Source organism: Enterobacter sp. BIDMC92 (assembly GCF_001030225.1).
GTDB classification, from domain to species: domain Bacteria; phylum Pseudomonadota; class Gammaproteobacteria; order Enterobacterales; family Enterobacteriaceae; genus Enterobacter; species Enterobacter sichuanensis.
Genome location: NZ_KQ087598.1, coordinates 2,986,650 through 3,004,456, shown reverse-complemented (window position 1 = coordinate 3,004,456; position 17,807 = coordinate 2,986,650). Strand labels below are relative to the sequence as shown.

Sequence of the window (17,807 nt, the reverse complement as noted above, 5' to 3'; positions counted from 1 at the left end):
CTCATACTTTGGCCACAATCGGGCGGCCAAGCAGCCCCTGGGGACGGAAAATCAGGATCATCACCAGCAGCCCAAACGAGAACACATCCTTATAGTCCGAGTTCACCATGCCGGAGAATTGCGCTTCCGCCACGCCGAGGATCAGGCCGCCGAGCATCGCGCCGGGCAGGGAACCGATGCCGCCCAGTACCGCCGCCGTAAAGGCTTTAATGCCAATCACAAACCCGACGTAAAAATCAAAGGTGCCGTAATTCATGGTGATCAGCACGCCTGCCAGGCCAGCCATCGCCGCGCCGATAACAAAGACCAGCGAAATGATCCGGTCGGTATTAATGCCCAGAATGGAGGCCATTTTACGATCCTGCTGCACTGCCCGGCACATTCGCCCAAGCCGGGTATGGTTGATTACCCAGGTGAGTACCAGCATGCCGGTAAACGAGGCGAGCAGAATAAATACCTTGGTGTAGGTTATCTGAACGAACCCATCGCCCAGATGCAGACGAATAACGCCGTCCAGCATGGTAGGAACCCCTTGCTGGCGCGGGCCCTGGCTTAGCTGGGCGTAGTTTTGCAGGATAAGCGACATCCCGATGGCGGAGATCAGCGGGGCCAGGCGCGTGGAGTTGCGTAGCGGTTTATAGGCAATGCGCTCGATAGTCCAGCCATATACGCCGGTGACCACAATGGTGAACACCAGCGTCCCGAGGATCAGCAGCGGGAACGACTGCAGACCGAAGAAGGAGAGCAGCGCCAGACCAATGGCGCAGAGATAAGCGGAAATCATATACACTTCGCCGTGGGCGAAATTAATCATGCCGATAATGCCGTACACCATGGTGTAACCGATGGCGATTAAGCCGTAGACGGAACCCAGCGTTAAGCCATTGATTAACTGTTGCAGGAAGAATGTACTCATTTTAGCGCGCTCGTTTTATAGGCTGCGCGAGCCGCGCAGCCTGATGTTTATTACGCGCCGGCAGGCGTTCCCGCCGGCGTTGAGCGTGACTCCGTCCCGTTACTGCACTTCCTTATATTTTCCTTTGTCGTCCCACTGGTAAACCACATAGTCAGAGACCTTCAGGTCGCCTTTGCTGTCCCAGGCTTTTTTGCCCATCACCGTGTCGACGGAATTGGCTTTCAGCCACTCGCTGGCTTTCGCGGAGTCTTTGCCGCCGGTGGCCTTGAAGGCCGCCGCGATCGCCTGTACGGAGGCATAAGAGTAAAGGGTGTAACCTTCCGGCTCGAATTTACCGGCGCGGAATTTCTCGATAACCGCTTTACCGTCCGGGATCAGGCGCGGATCTTTCCCGAAAGTCATGTAAATGCCATTGGTGTACTGCGGGCCACCCGCCGCGGTCACCATCTCTTCGTTTACAATACAGTCCCCGGAGAAGAATTTGGCCTGTACGCCCTGTTCGCGCATCTGGCGAACCAGCGGGCCGGCTTCCGGGTGACAGCCCCCGAAGAACACCACATCCGGTTTTTGCGCGCCAATCTTGGTCACCAGCGCGTTAAAGTCTTTCTCGCCGCGCGAAAGCCCCTCGTACATCACATCCTGAACCCCGCGTTTCGCCAGCGCCGCTTTGGTGGCGTCTGCCAGACCTTGTCCGTAGGTGTCTTTATCGTGAATGATCACCACCCGTTTCGCTTTCAGCTTGTCGATAATGAAGTCGCTGGCTACCTGACCCTGCTGGTCATCGCGGCCGCACATGCGGAACATGTCGCTCATGCCGCGTTCGGTAATCAACGGGTTAGTCGAGCCCGGGGTGATGGCGATGATCCCCGCATCGCTGTAAACCTCGGAGGCGGGCATCGTGGAGGAGGAGCAGAAATGGCCGACCACGGCGTTGACTTTATCCTGGTCAACTAAACGGTTGGCGACGGCCACGGCCTGCTTAGGCTCGCAGGCGTCATCTCCCTGAACCAGTTTGATCTTCTCACCGTTGATACCGCCTGCAGCGTTAATGTCTTCAGCGGCCTGCGTTGCGCCGTGCCAGTACTGATCGCCGTAGGTGGCATTGGGGCCCGTGAACGGCCCGGCCACGCCAATCACGATATCTGCCCTGGCGGAAAACGCCGTCACCAGGCAACCGGCCAACACGAGAGAAAGCGGAGTTCTGATAAATTTCAGCGACATTATTATGTTCCTTAGCAAAGAGGTTTTTGCACCACGGCGTAAACCCGAACGCCCGACGGCGCAGCCAATCCAAAACACGAGCAAGAACAAAATGCACTAAACGAACGAGATACAGACGGCATCCTGCAGAGTACGGCGAGGTTTCCCTGCGCAGCATCGCGCGAAGAACACTAAGCAAAAACGTTGCCAGAATGGTTAACCCATTGACGGGCTTGTGACATGTTTGAGTATAGAGCGCCGCGTTATGCCGCCTTGCGGGACGAGAAGAAATTACAGCGGAGATCACATATCGTTAACAATAAAGCCCATAAGTTGTGCAAAGGTCACGATTTGCACGTTTATGCGGCAATAAAGACCTAAACTTCAGCCCGGAGAGGGGTGAGAGATGTGTTAGGATCGTTTTCTTTTTATCAGGAGTGTCAGCGATGACTGAAGGCCCATTAAATGAAAGCGAAATGGCGTGGCTTGAAGAGACATTAATGTCTTACGGTCATGATGATGCGTCCGTACTTGACGTGTCTGAACTGGACGGCATGCTTACCGCAGTGCTTTCCGGTCCTGTTGTCGTTGAGCCAGATACCTGGCTGGTGGCGGTATGGGGTGGCGAGAAGTACATTCCGCGCTGGAAAAACGACCGCGAGATGAATCGTTTTATCGATCTTTGCTTTAAGCATATGAACGATATTGCCGAGCGCCTGAGCGAATATCCGGACCAGTTCGAACCGATGTTTGGCTATAACGACGTTGACGGTGAGACCTATACCGTGGTGGAAGAGTGGTGCTACGGCTACATGCGCGGCGTGGCGCTGACGGACTGGTCAGCCTTGCCGGACGAGCTAAAGGCCGATCTGGATGTGATTGCGCTGCACGGTAGCGAAGAGATCGGCGGCGAGCTGAATGAGCTGACCGAAGAAGAATATGCAGCCAGCATTGAACGTATCCAGCCAGCTGCGCTGCGCTTGTATAACTACTGGGTGAACAACCCGCAGCAGCCGGAAGTGAAGAAGCCGATGGTAAATGGCACGAAGGTTGGGCGTAACGATCCGTGTCCTTGCGGCAGCGGGAAGAAGTTTAAGAGCTGCTGTCTGCACTGACAAAAAAGGGGCTAATGATAGCCCCTTTATCGTTAACCCACTTCCGGCAGCATTCCCGCTGCAATCAACACCTGCACCAGAATAATCACCACCCCACAGCCAAACACAACGCACAGCAGCGGTTTCCCCCCAGCTACACGGTAACCCTGTTGAGGATGCTGCTGGCGACTCTTCCATGCCAGCAGGGAAGGGAGGAGCAGGGCCAGAACCGACAGTGCCACCCCCGCGTACCCCAGCGCCATCACAAACCCGCGAGGATAGAAGAGGGCGAAGGCCAGCGGCGGCAGGAAGGTGATTGCCCCGGTCTGTAAGCGTCCGGCTGCGGTATTGCGGCGCTGGAACAGGTCGGCCAGATAGTCGAACAGGCCGAGCGCCACGCCGAGGAACGAGGTCGCCAGCGCCAGGTCGGCAAACAGGTGTACCGCCAGCTCAACGTGCGGGGAGGTGACGACCTCCCGCAGCGCCAGCAGAAAACCGTTCAGACCCGCATGCTGTGCCATCAGCCCAATAAAGGTTGAAGAGTCAATGCTGCCCAGCGTAACCAGTTGCCAGAAAATGTAGGCAATAAGCGGGATCGCGCTTCCGATAACAAAGACGCGGCGCAGCTTGCGAATATCGCCGTTCATATAGCTCACGATGCTTGGCACGCTGCCGTGGAAGCCAAACGAGGTGAAAATCACCGGGATTGCGGAAAGCGCCAGCCCTTTTTCCAGCGGCAGCGTCAGCAGATTGACCTTATGAACATGCGGTGCCAGCAGGGCCAGCATGACAACCAGAAACAGAATTTTTGCGCTGAACAGGAAACGGTTAAACAGATCGACCAGCGATGTCCCCACGCAGACCACGCCGCCGCCGATGAGGGCAAAGAAGATAGCCCCCGTCGCCGGGGTAATGTCAGAGCCGAACCAGTCGTTAACGCTGGACGCGATCAATTCCCCGGCTCCGCTGATGTAAGCGGCAGTCAGGGCGTACATCAGGAACATCATGCTAAAGCCGGTTATCCACTGGCCGTAACGTCCCAGGTAGCGCGACGCAAGAGAACCCAGGCCGGTATCGGCGGGCACGTGCTGGTAAACCTCAAGCAGCAGCAGGGCGGTATAACACATTAACGCCCACAGGGTGCCCAGTAGCAGCAGGGTCATGCCAAATCCCACGCCAGCGGCGGCCAGTGGCATGGCCAGCATTCCTGCGCCAATTGTCGTTCCGGCGACGATAAAAATACTTCCCAGGGTTCTGTTTTTCACGCTTTCCTCTACAACGACTCTTATTCGCGAATAAATCTGCGGCGCAGAGTAAGGGAAAAGCCGTAACTCGTCAAACCACCGTTACAAGGGGTGTAATGAAAGATTTACGAACTGCCGGCCCTCTGATCCTTTTTAGGCGCAGGTCTACTTCATAAGGGCAATGTTGCTGCGCGACATTCCGGCGTAACGTAAATAATAAATATAAATTATCAAATTAAGTGAGGGTTTTATGGCTGGGGAGAATCCCTTTACTGCGGCATGGAGCCGGGGAGGCAACCTGTTGTGCCATGGCCACTGGATAATTAGCTGGCAGAACCAGCCCCTGATACTTCCCGAGTCCCGCCGCGAAAAGGATATGGGCACCTGGGCAATCTATTCGATTATCGATCCTGAAGATGAAACCTTTGCGCAAGGCTTACAGGAAGATGAGTGGATCATCGAGAATGTCGACTGGTTAACGGATATGTTCTTCGAGGTGGGTATTCCGCTGGAGACGGCCAGTTACCGCTATTTTTACCAGGCCGTGAATCCCCACGACTGGCGCTGCACCAGCTGTGCGGGGTGTATGTAAATTAACGCGGTGCAGGGAACCCGCACCGCGCTGAAATTAATTCTGCGTATCAAGCGTGGAAAGTTCTTTATCAATAAAGTAGAGACCTTCACCGGATTTACCCACCAGAGATAATTTATCCAGTACGGATTTAAACAGCTTCTCTTCTTCGTGCTGTTCTGCAACATACCACTGCAGGAAATTAAAGGTTGGGTAATCCTGGCTGGTCATTGCCGCATGCACCAGTTCGTTAATTTTCTGCGTGATCAGCTGTTCATGTTCGTAAGTGGCGCGGAACAGTTCATCGAGAGAATTATATTCAGCAAAAGGGGACGTCACGCTTTCAATGCGTGGCAGGCTGCCTGTATCGGTCAGATAATCAAACAGACGCTGCATGTGGGTCATCTCTTCCTGCGCGTGACGACGCAGAAATGCGGCTGCGCCTTCGAAACTGTGGTAGCTGCACCAGGCGCTCATCTGCTGGTAGAGCAGGGACGAAAACAGCTCAAGGTTCATTTGTGCGTTGAGCTTGTCGATCATTTCAGTTTTCAGCATGGTGGCGCTCCGGGTTATTATTTCTGGTTCACAATGAGCGACACTATAATTTGTTATTTAATTATTTGCAAAATGTAAAATTATTATTTCTTTATTCAAAATACGAATGGGAATAAAACGCATTGACGATTTTGACATTTATTAATGAGAATTGTTTTTGTTCTTAATAAAATAAGCTGCCAGCAGACGCTGGCAACGTTGATTAATACCAGGGATTGTTTGACTGAGGGTTAACGGCATAACCCATACATTTATACTGAATTGTCACGCTCTCATTCAGACACAGCGAGCCGCTGATGAGGGTGCAGGTTTTAATGGGCTGACCATAGGCTGAGGCGGTGGCATACCCCATGCGCTGACACGCTTTCGCCGCCGTACCGTTATTCACATACTCATCAGAATACGCATTTTGCAGTGCTGCCTGGCCGTAGTCGAGGCGGACGATGCCGTTTGGTGCGTCGAGGCTACTGACTTCAGCCTGGCGAGGGACCGTACACCCCGCGAGCAGCAGGATTGCACCAGCTACAATGACTCTTTTCATGGTTCGCTCTGAGTGGATGGAAATACGTTATCGTACCCGCAGATGTCAGCTGCAATGGCTGGAATAGCCGGACAATCTGCCCTCTCTCTTTGCAACGGGTCAGGGATGAATGCATATGCGCACAAAATCGTGATGCGAATCACAAAAACATTGATTTTTGTGATGGTGGTCATATTATAAGCACGTTGACAATAAAGTTGTATAACAAGTTAATGGAGCATCATCGTGAAACTGCGCAAAATCCTGAAAAGTATGTGGACCAATTATTGCCGCACGTTTAAAGACGTGCCGCCGGGTGCCATGTTCTGATAAAAAAACCTGCTTCGGCAGGTTTTTTTATCTCTGCGGGAGATGAAAGGGGCCACGTTTTGTTACTATGGCGGCCTTTCAATAAGGAGAAAACCCCATGTCTCAAAACCTGAGCGCCGATCAGGAACTGGTGTCTGACGTTGTCGCGTGCCAGCTGGTTATCAAACAAATTCTCGATGTTCTGGACGTGATTGCGCCGGTTGAAGTGCGCGAGAAGATGTCAACGCAGCTGAAAAATATCGATTTCACCAGCCATCCTGCTGCCGCTGATCCGGTTACGCTTCGGGCGATCCAGAAAGCCATCGCGCTGATTGAACTGCGATTCACTCCGCAGGGTGAGTCTCACTAAAGCGGGGAAGGGGCGACGGAACCTGTCGCCCGTTGATACCGTTAAAAGAAGGTCTGAACCAGCAGGTAGCTCGCCGCACACGCGCAGCTCACTCCAATCAGCCCTGGCAGAATAAAGCTGTGGTTGATGATAAATTTACCGATACGGGTGGTGCCTGACCGGTCAAAACCGATGCAGGCCAAATCGCTTGGATAGGTCGGCAGGACAAAATAGCCGTATGAGGCCGGGAAGAAGGCGATCAGCATCTTCGGATCGATACCCAGCATCAGGCCCATAGGCGCCACCGCCGTCAGCGCCGCCGCCTGGCTGTTCACCAGTTTTGACACCAAAAACAGCACAATGGCATAGGTCCACGGGTGGCTTTTCACCACCCCTTCCAGCGCCAGTTTTAACTCGTCGAGATGTGCCTGGAAAAAGGTATCACTCATCCATGCCACGCCGAACACCGAAAAGATCGCGACCATACCCGCCTTGAATACCGCGCCGTTAGATATGGCAGAGGCATTAACTTTGCAGGCCATCAGCATCACCGCGCCTGCAATAAGCATCATCATCTGGATGACCAGGTTCATCGACAGCGCCGTCATTTTGCCTTTCAGTTCAAAGGCGGGGCGTAATTCAGGGAATGCCCCCAGCAAAACGACCACGGCAATACCGGCAAAGAAAATCCACGTCGACCAGTAGGCTTGTTTGGGGAAACGTTGATTCAGTAACGTCTCCGTTCCGCCATAGATAAACTCGCGCTGCTTTGGATCCTTTAGTTTTTCCTGAAACTCCGCGTCATCAGCCAGCTCTTTCCCGCGGCGTAAACTCCACAGGGCCGCAATGGCCACGCCGAACAGTGACGCGGGAACCGACACGGCGAGGATCTCTAGGATGCCCCACGCGTGGCCGAGCCCATGCTGCGCCGCCAGGATGGAGACCAGCGACACCACGGCAACGGAAACGGGGGAGGCCGTAATCGCCATCTGTGAGGCGACCGATGCCACGGCCATTGGGCGCTCCGGGCGGATCCCTTTTTTCAGGGCGATATCCGCGATAATGGGGAACATGGTGTACACCACGTGCCCGGTACCGCACAGAAAGGTCAGCATCCAGGTGGTAAACGGGGCGAGGAGAGTGATGTGTTGCGGGTGTTTGCGCAGCAAACGTTCAGCAAACTGCATCATAACGTTGAGGCCGCCCGCCGTCTGCAGGGTGGCCGCGCAACCAATCACCGCAAGAATGGTTAGCATCACGTCAACCGGTGGCTTACCCGGCTGCAGACCAAAGACAAAACATAAAATGAATAGACCAATACCGCTTATTAACCCCAGCCCCATCCCGCCGTAACGTGTACCTGTCAGCAGGCAGAGGAGAATGACAACAAACTCAATGGTGATCATACTGCTCCCTCGTCGATGATTATGTAATTAAATAAATCATTACACGTTGTGTGGTTAATCATTGGGAGCGAGATCTGATTTGTTAAATTTCAGCAAAAAGAGGAGGTTGGGGATAAGAAGGGAAACCTGCCCCCGGACGGGAGCAGGTTAAAAGACTCAGTGATGCTGCACCGTCACAATATCGAGCAGATGACGGTCGGTTTGCTCGGGGCATAACCCTGCCTGCTGCGCGTTATGGATCTCATCCGCCAGCGTCTTCAGCAGCATGCCATCCTGCTGTTGCTCTCTGTCCATATCGCGTAAAAATTTAAGCGTAGTAATGTCCTGCTGGGCTTTGGCTTCATCGGCCAGCTTGCTGAGCGTACTGCAGCGCTGTTCATACTCGTCGAGCGTTTTCTGGAACAGTTCTTCCAGACAAGAGTAATTTTCGTTGATCCCATCAAGGGCTTTTACGACAGGATTTGCCCCTGCGGCTTTCAGGTAGTTAAAAACACGCATCATGTGCGTGACGTTACTTTGCGCCTGAGAGCGAAAGAATGTGGCAGAGCCCGTGAGACTGTTCTCGGCACACCATGCACTCAGGTGCAGGTGCAGATTAGAGGCATAGAACTCAAGGTTCATCTGCGCGTTAAGTTTTTGCATCATCGTTTGGGTAGCCATACTCATATCCTTATTGACTGTGGGACGTGATGTCCGTTGCTTAACCTGTGTGCCAGGCAAATACGAAGAAAAAAACAGAAATAGTCTTTCTGCAGTGACTAAAGTCGACCGAATTCACTTCCTGTGTTCGATAAAAATAAGCATACCCTTGTCTTTGGTCTAAGAAAACTCTTAATTGGGCTGTGTTTACCATACATTACAAAGTTTAATATAGTACAGAAAGTCAATTAGCTCGCCATGAAATAACTTATAGTTAAGTTTCTGATAATGATTGTTTTTTGTTCGTGTTATGCATTGTTACTCTTCCGGAAATAATTAACTGGAATAATGCTCGGTGAAAAATACAAATACAGCTTAATTATTTTTAATTTATGCTGGTGACGTAAAATTGAGTTAAATCAAATTTTGCAGAATAACGGTATTTCAGCTTCTCAGTTCTTCATGATCTTAAACCGGTTATCCCTTCGTTAACACGCCATGCGATTTTGCCTTCTTAAGGGCATCAGGGATTTCTTAGCTAATCTTATGGATAATCCTGCTTAACCCTTATTCAATTGTCAGACAAATATGCCCTTTTTTATGTCATTTTTCGCTGAATTTATGTACGCAATTACTGTAATTCTGCGGTGTGATGGGGCTCTCTTATGGATGATTAATTTCCCGCTAAAACTATCACCAGCAATAACGCTTATGACGAGGTAAGCGCTAATGCCTTGTTTTAAGTCCGATTAAATTAGAAGCACGCAAATATTCCCTACAGAAAAGAATGCTAAAGCTGGAGTTTACCATGCACAAATTTACTAAAGCGCTCGCGGCCATCGGTCTGGCTGCCGTTATGTCACAATCCGCTATCGCTGAGAATTTAAAACTCGGTTTTTTGGTAAAACAGCCCGAAGAACCCTGGTTCCAGACCGAGTGGAAATTCGCTGATAAGGCTGGGAAAGATTTAGGTTTTGAGGTGATTAAAATCGCCGTGCCAGACGGTGAGAAAACCCTGAACGCCATCGACAGCCTGGCGGCCAGCGGTGCGAAAGGTTTCGTTATCTGTACGCCGGATCCAAAGCTCGGTTCGGCCATTGCGGCGAAAGCTCGCGGTTACGACATGAAAGTCATTGCCGTTGACGATCAGTTCGTGAACGCCAAAGGCAAGCCGATGGACAGCGTCCCGCTGGTGATGATGGCGGCGACCAAAATTGGCGAGCGTCAGGGCCAGGAACTCTATAAAGAGATGCAAAAGCGTGGCTGGGATGTGAAAGAAACGGCGGTAATGGCGATCACTGCGGATGAACTGGACACGGCGCGTCGTCGTACCAGCGGTTCAATGGATGCCCTGAAAGCGGCCGGCTTCCCGGAAAAACAGATCTACAAAGTCCCCACCAAATCCAACGATATCCCGGGTGCTTTCGACGCCGCCAACTCCATGCTGGTTCAGCATCCGGAGGTGAAACACTGGCTGGTGGTCGGCATGAACGACAATACCGTGCTGGGCGGGGTACGCGCGACGGAAGGCCAGGGGTTCAAAGCACCTGATGTGATCGGGATTGGCATCAACGGCGTTGACGCGGTGAGTGAACTCTCTAAAGCGCAGGCCACGGGTTTCTACGGCTCTCTGCTGCCAAGCCCGGACGTTCATGGCTATAAGTCCAGCGAAATGCTCTACAACTGGGTAACCAAAGGGGTTGAGCCGCCGAAATTTACGGAAGTAACCGACGTGGTGTTGATCACCCGCGACAACTTCAAAGAGGAGCTGGCGAAAAAAGGACTGGGCGGTAAGTAATACGCGGTGATTGTGCCCCTCGCGCAGGGTGAGGGGCCTGACGTACACACTACAGGAATCACGGAGACGTTATGCGACAGTCTGATCCGTATCTCTCTTTTCGCGGCATCGGGAAAACATTCCCCGGTGTTAACGCGCTGACCGATATCAGCTTCGACTGCTATGCCGGCCAGGTTCATGCCCTGATGGGGGAAAACGGTGCGGGAAAATCCACACTGCTGAAAATCCTCAGCGGCAACTACACGCCAACGACCGGCACGCTGGCGATTCGCGGTGAAGAGGTGGCGTTTGCCGATACCACTGCGGCGCTAAACGCCGGGGTGGCCATTATCTATCAGGAGCTGCACCTCATCCCCGAGATGACCGTGGCGGAAAATATCTATTTAGGACAGCTTCCGCATAAAGGCGGCGTGGTGAATCGTTCGCTACTTAATTATGAAGCGGGGCTGCAGCTTAAACACCTGGGTTTGGATGTTGATCCCCAGACGCCGCTGAAATATCTCTCCATCGGCCAGTGGCAGATGGTTGAAATTGCCAAGGCACTGGCGCGTAACGCCAGAATTATTGCCTTTGATGAACCCACCAGTTCGCTCTCTGCGCGTGAAATCGACAATCTGTTTCGGGTGATCCGCGAACTGCGTCAGGAAGGGCGCACAATTTTGTACGTTTCACACCGTATGGAAGAGATTTTTGCCCTGAGCGATGCCATCACCGTGTTTAAAGATGGGCGCTATGTGCGCACCTTTACCGACATGGAGCAGGTTAACCATGACCAGCTTGTTCAGGCGATGGTCGGACGCGAGCTGGGTGATATTTATCACTGGAAGCCACGCGAGTACGGGCCTGAACGCCTGCGCCTGGACAATGTGAAAGCGCCGGGCGTGAGAACGCCGGTTTCGTTATCCGTACGCAGCGGTGAAATTGTCGGACTGTTTGGTCTGGTTGGGGCAGGGCGCAGCGAATTAATGAAAGGCTTGTTCGGCGGAACCCGTATCACCGATGGACAGGTTTCCATTGATGGTGAGCGGGTGGATATCCAGAAACCGGCCCATGCAATAAAAGCGGGGATGATGCTCTGTCCGGAAGACCGTAAGGCGGAGGGGATCATTCCGGTGCATTCGGTGCGCGACAACATCAATATCTCCGCCCGCCGTAAGTTTATTCGCGCAGGTTGCCTGATAAACGATAGTTGGGAGTCGAGCAACGCCGACCACCATATTCGCTCACTGAATATCAAAACGCCGGGACCCCAGCAGCTGATCATGAATCTTTCTGGCGGTAACCAGCAGAAGGCCATTTTAGGCCGCTGGCTGTCAGAGGATATGAAGGTCATTTTACTGGATGAGCCGACCCGCGGGATCGATGTGGGGGCAAAACACGAGATATATAACGTGATCTATGAACTGGCAAAACGCGGCGTGGCGGTACTCTTCGCCTCCAGCGATCTGCCGGAGGTGCTTGGCGTGGCCGACCGCATTGTGGTGATGCGTGAAGGCGAAATTGCCGGTGAATTACTTCATGAACAGGCGAATGAACAACAGGCGTTGAATCTCGCCATGCCTAAAGTCAGCCAGGCTGTCGCCTGAGTAAGGAGTTAATGATGTCCTCTGTTACTACATCCGGAGTGCCGAAGTCGAAGTCGGCGTTGAGTGTGGGGCGTATCTGGGATCAATACGGCATGCTGGTGGTTTTTGCCGCGCTCTTCCTGGCCTGTGCGATCTTCGTTCCTAATTTTGCCACCTTCATTAATATGAAGGGGCTGGGGCTGGCCATTTCAATGTCCGGAATGGTGGCCTGCGGGATGCTGTTCTGTCTGGCCTCCGGCGATTTTGACCTCTCGGTGGCGTCGGTGATTGCCTGTGCTGGCGTCACCACGGCCGTGGTGATCAACATGACGGAGAGTTTGTGGATTGGCGTGCTGGCCGGTCTGTTACTTGGCGTTATCAGTGGTCTGGTGAACGGTTTTGTTATCGCACGTCTGAAGATTAACGCCCTGATCACCACCCTTGCGACGATGCAAATTGTCCGCGGGCTGGCCTATATCATCTCCGACGGTAAAGCGGTGGGGATTGAAGACGAGCGCTTCTTTACCCTGGGTTATGCGAACTGGCTGGGTCTGCCTGCGCCTATCTGGCTGACCGTCGCCTGCTTGATCCTGTTCGGCTTCCTGCTTAACCGGACCACCTTTGGCCGTAACACCCTGGCAATTGGCGGTAATGAAGAAGCGGCTCGTCTGGCTGGGGTGCCGGTGGTACGCACCAAGATTATTATCTTTGTGCTCTCAGGGCTGGTTTCTGCCGCCGCGGGGATTATCCTGGCGTCGCGTATGACCAGCGGCCAGCCAATGACCTCCATCGGTTATGAGCTGATCGTCATCTCCGCCTGCGTTTTAGGGGGCGTTTCCCTCAAAGGCGGCATCGGAAAAATCTCATATGTGGTGGCCGGTATCCTGATTCTGGGGACGGTAGAGAACGCCATGAACCTGCTGAATATTTCGCCGTTCTCTCAGTACGTGGTGCGGGGTCTGATCCTGCTGGCAGCCGTGATTTTCGACCGTTACAAGCAAAAAGCGAAGCGAACTGTCTGACCCTTTTTCTTCTCTTTCATTGCTCAACTAATAACCATAGTTGACCCCTTCACCGCCCCGCCAGTAAAACTGGCGGGGCGGTTGTCAAATGGCGAGCGACGTCACACTGTCTATACTTACATGGCTATGAAAGAGGTAAAGGCGTTTACCTCTCGTAAACCGTAAGGAGGAAAAGGGTGGCTGACTTGTTAACCGCACCGCCTGTACTGCCCGGACATTATGCTTTCTTTTTCGATCTCGACGGCACGCTCGCCGGGATAAAACCGCACCCCGATCAGGTGTCTATTCCGGAGGCGGTGTTACAGGATTTGCATCAGCTCTCGCGTATGAATGAGGGAGCACTGGCATTGATATCAGGGCGCTCAATGGCCGAGCTGGACATGCTCGCCAGTCCATACCACTTTCCGCTGGCCGGTGTACACGGAGCGGAGCGCCGCGACATCCATGATCAAACGCATATCGTTTCACTCCCCGACGCACTCACGCAAACGCTCCAGAAGCAGCTCTCTGCTGCGCTGGCCGACCTGCCAGGCACCGAGCTGGAAGCCAAAGGCATGGCCTTCGCCCTGCATTATCGCCAGGCACCGCAGCATGAAGAGGCTGTACTGGCCCTGGCTCAGTCGGTTGCGGATGCGCATCCGCAGCTGGCACTGCAGCCCGGTAAATGCGTCGTGGAGTTAAAACCGAAAGGGATCAATAAAGGTGCGGCCATTGCCGCGTTTATGGCGACACCGCCTTTCAAAGGGCGGACGCCCGTTTTCATAGGGGATGACCTGACCGACGAGGCCGGGTTTCGTGTGGTAAATCAGGCCGGAGGGATCGCCGTCAAGGTGGGGCCTGGTGACACTGTCGCCGAATGGCGGCTGGCGGATGTCGCCAGCGTCTGGCAGTGGATATCTGACATCGCTAACCAGCAACAACAACAAATAGCGCAAAACAAAGGGGGAAACCATTATGGGTCGCTTAGTCGTCGTCTCTAACCGAATTGCACCGCCTGATGATAAAAAAGCCAGTGCAGGTGGCCTGGCGGTAGGGGTATTAGGTGCCTTAAAAGCTGCTGGCGGGCTGTGGTTTGGCTGGAGTGGTGAAATCAGTGAAGAAGAGAAACCGCTAAAAAAGGTCACGCGCGGAAACATCACGTGGGCTTCATTCGCCCTGAAAGAGAAAGATTACGACGAGTACTACTCGCAGTTCTCCAATGCCGTTCTGTGGCCTGCGTTTCACTATCGCCTTGACCTGGTGAAATTCCAGCGTGAATCCTTTGAAGGCTATGCGCGGGTGAATGCGCTGCTGGCGGATAAACTGCTGCCTTTAATCGAAGAAGACGATATTTTATGGATCCACGATTATCACCTGCTGCCCTTCGCCAGAGAGCTGCGCAAGAGGGGAGTCAATAACCGGATCGGCTTCTTCCTGCACATTCCGTTCCCGACGCCGGAGATCTTTACCGCGCTGCCGCCGCATGAAGAATTGCTGGAGGCGCTGTGTGATTATGATTTACTGGGCTTCCAGACTGAAAATGACCGCCTGGCGTTCCTTGACTCGGTGTCAGGTAAAGCGCGTCTGGTGACCAAAGGGGGCAAGACCCATACGGCGTGGGGGAAAACCTTCCATACCGAAGTCTATCCGATAGGGATTGAACCTGACGAAATCGCTGAGCAGGCCGCCGGTCCGCTGCCGCCTAAGCTGGCGCAGCTTAAGAATGAACTCAAGCACGTCAAAAATATCTTCTCGGTCGAGCGTCTTGATTATTCCAAAGGGCTGCCGGAACGTTTCCTGGCGTATGAAACGCTGCTGGATAAATACCCGCAGCATCACGGTAAAATTCGCTATACCCAGATAGCGCCGACCTCGCGCGGTGAGGTTCAGGCCTACCAGGACATTCGTCATCAGCTGGAAACTGAAGCAGGGCGCATTAATGGTCGCTACGGCCAGCTGGGCTGGACGCCGCTCTTTTATCTGAATCAGCATTTTGACCGCAAGATCCTGATGAAGGTCTTCCGCTATGCGGATGTCGGCCTCGTCACGCCGCTGCGGGATGGGATGAACCTGGTCGCGAAGGAGTATGTGGCGGCTCAGGACCCTGCCGACCCTGGGGTGCTGGTGCTTTCCCAGTTTGCCGGGGCCGCAAATGAACTCACCTCAGCGCTTATTGTAAACCCTTACGATCGCGATGATGTGGCAAACGCGCTGAATCGAGCCCTGACGATGCCGCTCACGGAGCGTATTTCCCGCCATGCTGAAATGATGGAGACGATCCGTAAGAACGATATTAATCACTGGCAGGCGCGCTTTATTCAGGATCTGCGTGATATCGCCCCGCAAAGCCATGAAGGCTACCTGCAAAAAAAGATCGCGACTTTCCCTAAACTCGCCTGATTTTATACTGGGGGGTTAACGCCCCCCAAGCGGCACTAACAGCACATCAACCTGGCTTGAGGCGACAATAGATTTTGCCGCGCAGGCCGCGCGCGATAAAAAGCTATGGTTGTGATTTCCGCATATCACTAAATCAATATTCTGTTTACGACACATATCCAGAATATGGGCATTAAGTTCGCCTGTCGCTATTACGGTTTCATAAACAGGATATTGTGCCTTTTCGACCAGCTCACGCAGAAATTGCTGCGTTTCCTCCTGCAGGACCTCACGAATATCCTCCAGCATCGGGGCTGCCAGCTGATTATACATCTCGGGTTCGGCCGCCAGTGTTATAAGACTGATACGCGCATTGTGGGGTCTGGCAATCGAAACGGCCCGGGCGAGGAGTTGATGGCTTTCGGGAGAAACAGCAACAGAAACAAGAAGATGGGAGTAACTCATGGCGCACTCCTTAGATGTCTGACAGACAGCGTGTGATCACCATTACCGCGATTTGCCTGGATCTGCAAGAGCGGATTACGACATTAGTGTGAAGCTTATCATAATTATTCATTAATTATTCTTATAAGAAGAATAACTGAAAAATGGCTCTAAATGAAAAAAATTAACAACTTAACGTAAATCACACAAATGCACCTTTTCCCTGTTTAATCGTTCCTGGTCGTTACAAAATCATTTCGAATAGTTTCTTTATGAAACAGTGTTTTTAGGCTGTTTGTATAACTCTATGTTTTTTCAAGGTAAGAAAAATGTGTCACGCAGAGGCGTCTGGCGAGAATGTTTCTGACAGTCGCCCGGGACAGAGTAAGCACGTTACGTGCCAGTTCTTTTAAGCCATCTGCATGAGTATTCGTCATTAAAGAATACAAAATAGTCCTGATTGGTCAATAAATGTACAAATTACAAGTCATACTGATGGATTTATGGGGCAAATTCACTTAAATTGTGTGACGTAGATCACATTTTTTTTAAATTTGAGGGTGGCTGGATTGTATGTGGCAAAACTGACGAGTAGAGTTTGCGTCGAATTAGGAAAAATCTTAGTTATTTGTAAGAAATGATAAAACACGTAAGGGACGCATTCGCGATTTCTCTCTTACGCGTTTCAGTGAATACAAACCTAAATTCAACTATGCATTTAGCCTTTTCTTTTTTATACCGGGTGATTTCCCGGCGACATCACGGGGTGCGGTCTTTCCGCATAAAAATAATAGTTGGTTATTCGGGATGGGAACAATGCATACATCCGAGTTGCTAAAACATATCTATGACATCAATTTGTCGTATTTACTGCTCGCGCAGCGTTTGATTAGTCAGGACAAAGCGTCCGCGATGTTTCGTCTGGGTATTAACGAAGAAATGGCAACCATGCTGGGTGGTTTAACCCTCCCACAGATGGTTAAACTGGCTGAAACGAATCAACTGGTTTGCCAGTTCCGTTTCGACGATGCGCAGACCATCACGCGTCTGACCCAGGAGTCCCGCGTTGACGATCTTCAGCAGATCCATACCGGTATTCTTCTTTCCACGCGCTTGCTTAACGAAATCAGCCAGCCTGATGACGTAGCCCGTAAGAAAAGGGCCTAGCAATGAGCGAGAAAAGCATTGTTCAGGAAGCGCGTGACATACAGCTGGCGATGGAGCTGATTACACTGGGTGCTCGTTTACAAATGCTTGAAAGCGAGACTCAGCTCAGCCGTGGTCGTCTCATCAAGCTGTACAAAGAGTTACGTGGTAGTCCCCCGCCAAAAGGCATGCTGCCGTTTTCTACCGACTGGTTTATGACATGGGAGCAGAATATTCACGCGTCCATGTTCTGTAATGCCTGGCAGTATCTTCTCAAAACCGGTTTGTGTAGCGGCGTAGATGCCGTGATCAAAGCGTACAAACTTTACCTTGAACAATGCCCACAGCAGGAAGAAGGCCCTCTGCTGGCGCTGACCCGCGCATGGACGCTGGTGCGTTTTGTTGAGAGCGGAATGCTTGAACTGTCGCGCTGCAATTGCTGCGATGGCAATTTTATTACCCATGCTCATCAGCCTGCAGGCAGCTTCGCCTGTAGTTTATGTCAGCCTCCATCCCGTGCAGTAAAAAGACGTAAACTTTCCCGGGATGCTGCCGATATTATTCCACAACTGCTGGATGAACAGATCGAACAAGCTGTTTAACCCGAACGTGTGGGAAAGATTCCAGCAGCGGTAAGCAATTACCGCTGCTTTTTTTTACTCCGCAAACGG

19 protein-coding genes are annotated in these 17,807 nt (G+C 52.4%); 11 read left to right on the top strand and 8 right to left on the bottom strand.

Features of this window, described 5'->3' with window-relative positions; all coding sequences use genetic code 11:
* Position 1: 1 nt before the first annotated feature.
* Positions 2–916, bottom strand: a complete 915-nt coding sequence (locus SP99_RS14105) for an ABC transporter permease subunit (protein WP_047958981.1) — start codon at positions 914–916, stop codon at positions 2–4.
* A 99-nt stretch (positions 917–1,015) separates the two neighbouring features.
* Entirely contained in the window at positions 1,016–2,137 is a 1,122-nt protein-coding gene (locus tag SP99_RS14100) for a branched-chain amino acid ABC transporter substrate-binding protein (RefSeq protein WP_023312277.1), read from the bottom strand.
* Positions 2,138–2,562: 425 nt separating this feature from the next.
* Between SP99_RS14100 and SP99_RS14095 the strand changes: the two genes are divergently transcribed.
* The gene (locus SP99_RS14095; protein ID WP_047958980.1) at positions 2,563–3,231 is read left to right on the top strand and encodes a YecA/YgfB family protein; all 669 of its coding nucleotides are present in this window, start codon (positions 2,563–2,565) and stop codon (positions 3,229–3,231) included.
* A gap of 32 nt (positions 3,232–3,263) precedes the next feature.
* On the opposite strand, the gene tyrP is transcribed toward SP99_RS14095, so the two are convergent.
* The gene (gene tyrP, locus SP99_RS14090) at positions 3,264–4,415 is read right to left on the bottom strand and encodes a tyrosine transporter TyrP (RefSeq protein WP_263575168.1); all 1,152 of its coding nucleotides are present in this window, start codon (positions 4,413–4,415) and stop codon (positions 3,264–3,266) included.
* A 289-nt stretch (positions 4,416–4,704) separates the two neighbouring features.
* Between tyrP and SP99_RS14085 the strand changes: the two genes are divergently transcribed.
* Positions 4,705–5,046 (top strand): hypothetical protein, encoded by a 342-nt coding sequence (locus SP99_RS14085; RefSeq protein WP_047958978.1) that lies wholly within the window; start codon positions 4,705–4,707, stop codon positions 5,044–5,046.
* Between the two features lie 36 nt (positions 5,047–5,082).
* Here the strand turns inward: SP99_RS14085 and ftnA are convergent, their stop codons facing one another.
* Both ftnA and yecR read right to left on the bottom strand, forming a co-directional pair.
* Positions 5,083–5,580: a non-heme ferritin gene (gene ftnA, locus SP99_RS14080; RefSeq protein WP_025760175.1), complete on the bottom strand. Its 498-nt coding sequence runs from the start codon at positions 5,578–5,580 to the stop codon at positions 5,083–5,085.
* Positions 5,581–5,782: 202 nt separating this feature from the next.
* Positions 5,783–6,121, bottom strand: a complete 339-nt coding sequence (yecR, locus tag SP99_RS14075) for a YecR family lipoprotein (protein ID WP_025760176.1) — start codon at positions 6,119–6,121, stop codon at positions 5,783–5,785.
* 225 nt (positions 6,122–6,346) lie between these two features.
* Between yecR and azuC the strand changes: the two genes are divergently transcribed.
* Both azuC and SP99_RS14070 read left to right on the top strand, forming a co-directional pair.
* Positions 6,347–6,430 carry a stress response protein AzuC gene (gene azuC, locus SP99_RS24705; protein ID WP_088244265.1) on the top strand — a complete coding sequence of 28 codons (84 nt, stop codon included), beginning with the start codon at positions 6,347–6,349 and terminating at the stop codon, positions 6,428–6,430.
* 97 nt (positions 6,431–6,527) lie between these two features.
* Positions 6,528–6,779, top strand: a complete 252-nt coding sequence (locus SP99_RS14070; protein WP_014832436.1) for a DUF2766 family protein — start codon at positions 6,528–6,530, stop codon at positions 6,777–6,779.
* A 41-nt stretch (positions 6,780–6,820) separates the two neighbouring features.
* Here SP99_RS14070 and SP99_RS14065 read toward each other — a convergent pair whose 3' ends face one another.
* Both SP99_RS14065 and SP99_RS14060 read right to left on the bottom strand, forming a co-directional pair.
* Positions 6,821–8,164, bottom strand: a complete 1,344-nt coding sequence (locus SP99_RS14065) for an anaerobic C4-dicarboxylate transporter (RefSeq protein ID WP_025760177.1) — start codon at positions 8,162–8,164, stop codon at positions 6,821–6,823.
* Positions 8,165–8,320: 156 nt separating this feature from the next.
* On the bottom strand, positions 8,321–8,824 hold the full coding sequence (locus SP99_RS14060) for a non-heme ferritin-like protein (RefSeq protein ID WP_047958977.1): 504 nt from the start codon (positions 8,822–8,824) through the stop codon (positions 8,321–8,323).
* A 787-nt stretch (positions 8,825–9,611) separates the two neighbouring features.
* Between SP99_RS14060 and araF the strand changes: the two genes are divergently transcribed.
* From araF to otsA, 5 genes are all read left to right on the top strand, one after another.
* Positions 9,612–10,601: an arabinose ABC transporter substrate-binding protein AraF gene (gene araF / locus SP99_RS14055; RefSeq protein ID WP_047958976.1), complete on the top strand. Its 990-nt coding sequence runs from the start codon at positions 9,612–9,614 to the stop codon at positions 10,599–10,601.
* Between the two features lie 71 nt (positions 10,602–10,672).
* Positions 10,673–12,187, top strand: a complete 1,515-nt coding sequence (gene araG / locus SP99_RS14050) for an L-arabinose ABC transporter ATP-binding protein AraG (protein WP_025760331.1) — start codon at positions 10,673–10,675, stop codon at positions 12,185–12,187.
* 11 nt (positions 12,188–12,198) lie between these two features.
* On the top strand, positions 12,199–13,188 hold the full coding sequence (gene araH, locus SP99_RS14045; protein ID WP_173651692.1) for an L-arabinose ABC transporter permease AraH: 990 nt from the start codon (positions 12,199–12,201) through the stop codon (positions 13,186–13,188).
* Positions 13,189–13,364: 176 nt separating this feature from the next.
* Positions 13,365–14,168 (top strand): trehalose-phosphatase, encoded by an 804-nt coding sequence (otsB, locus tag SP99_RS14040; RefSeq protein ID WP_045285648.1) that lies wholly within the window; start codon positions 13,365–13,367, stop codon positions 14,166–14,168.
* Positions 14,143–15,567, top strand: a complete 1,425-nt coding sequence (gene otsA, locus SP99_RS14035) for an alpha,alpha-trehalose-phosphate synthase (protein WP_047958975.1) — start codon at positions 14,143–14,145, stop codon at positions 15,565–15,567. The genes otsB and otsA overlap by 26 nt, the downstream gene beginning before the upstream one ends.
* Before the next feature lie 15 nt (positions 15,568–15,582).
* On the opposite strand, the gene uspC is transcribed toward otsA, so the two are convergent.
* The gene (uspC, locus tag SP99_RS14030) at positions 15,583–16,011 is read right to left on the bottom strand and encodes a universal stress protein UspC (RefSeq protein ID WP_025760335.1); all 429 of its coding nucleotides are present in this window, start codon (positions 16,009–16,011) and stop codon (positions 15,583–15,585) included.
* A 795-nt stretch (positions 16,012–16,806) separates the two neighbouring features.
* On the opposite strand from uspC, the gene flhD reads away from it, so the two are divergent.
* Both flhD and flhC read left to right on the top strand, forming a co-directional pair.
* On the top strand, positions 16,807–17,157 hold the full coding sequence (flhD, locus tag SP99_RS14025; RefSeq protein ID WP_025760368.1) for a flagellar transcriptional regulator FlhD: 351 nt from the start codon (positions 16,807–16,809) through the stop codon (positions 17,155–17,157).
* Between the two features lie 2 nt (positions 17,158–17,159).
* Positions 17,160–17,738, top strand: a complete 579-nt coding sequence (gene flhC / locus SP99_RS14020) for a flagellar transcriptional regulator FlhC (protein WP_013096051.1) — start codon at positions 17,160–17,162, stop codon at positions 17,736–17,738.
* Positions 17,739–17,807 lie beyond the last annotated feature (69 nt).

What these genes read in the sequence shown, in the direction of transcription:
- araG (WP_025760331.1), top strand. Translation starts at nt 10,673, where the DNA reads ATGCGACAGTCTGATCCGTATCTCTCTTTTCGCGGCATCGGGAAAACA.
- SP99_RS14065 (WP_025760177.1), bottom strand. Translation starts at nt 8,164, where the DNA reads ATGATCACCATTGAGTTTGTTGTCATTCTCCTCTGCCTGCTGACAGGT.
- flhD (WP_025760368.1), top strand. Translation starts at nt 16,807, where the DNA reads ATGCATACATCCGAGTTGCTAAAACATATCTATGACATCAATTTGTCG.
- araH (WP_173651692.1), top strand. Translation starts at nt 12,199, where the DNA reads ATGATGTCCTCTGTTACTACATCCGGAGTGCCGAAGTCGAAGTCGGCG.
- ftnA (WP_025760175.1), bottom strand. Translation starts at nt 5,580, where the DNA reads ATGCTGAAAACTGAAATGATCGACAAGCTCAACGCACAAATGAACCTT.
- SP99_RS14060 (WP_047958977.1), bottom strand. Translation starts at nt 8,824, where the DNA reads ATGGCTACCCAAACGATGATGCAAAAACTTAACGCGCAGATGAACCTT.
- araF (WP_047958976.1), top strand. Translation starts at nt 9,612, where the DNA reads ATGCACAAATTTACTAAAGCGCTCGCGGCCATCGGTCTGGCTGCCGTT.
- SP99_RS14105 (WP_047958981.1), bottom strand. Translation starts at nt 916, where the DNA reads ATGAGTACATTCTTCCTGCAACAGTTAATCAATGGCTTAACGCTGGGT.
- tyrP (WP_263575168.1), bottom strand. Translation starts at nt 4,415, where the DNA reads ATGCTGGCCATGCCACTGGCCGCCGCTGGCGTGGGATTTGGCATGACC.
- flhC (WP_013096051.1), top strand. Translation starts at nt 17,160, where the DNA reads ATGAGCGAGAAAAGCATTGTTCAGGAAGCGCGTGACATACAGCTGGCG.
- SP99_RS14070 (WP_014832436.1), top strand. Translation starts at nt 6,528, where the DNA reads ATGTCTCAAAACCTGAGCGCCGATCAGGAACTGGTGTCTGACGTTGTC.
- yecR (WP_025760176.1), bottom strand. Translation starts at nt 6,121, where the DNA reads ATGAAAAGAGTCATTGTAGCTGGTGCAATCCTGCTGCTCGCGGGGTGT.
- SP99_RS14095 (WP_047958980.1), top strand. Translation starts at nt 2,563, where the DNA reads ATGACTGAAGGCCCATTAAATGAAAGCGAAATGGCGTGGCTTGAAGAG.
- SP99_RS14100 (WP_023312277.1), bottom strand. Translation starts at nt 2,137, where the DNA reads ATGTCGCTGAAATTTATCAGAACTCCGCTTTCTCTCGTGTTGGCCGGT.
- SP99_RS14085 (WP_047958978.1), top strand. Translation starts at nt 4,705, where the DNA reads ATGGCTGGGGAGAATCCCTTTACTGCGGCATGGAGCCGGGGAGGCAAC.
- uspC (WP_025760335.1), bottom strand. Translation starts at nt 16,011, where the DNA reads ATGAGTTACTCCCATCTTCTTGTTTCTGTTGCTGTTTCTCCCGAAAGC.
- otsA (WP_047958975.1), top strand. Translation starts at nt 14,143, where the DNA reads ATGGGTCGCTTAGTCGTCGTCTCTAACCGAATTGCACCGCCTGATGAT.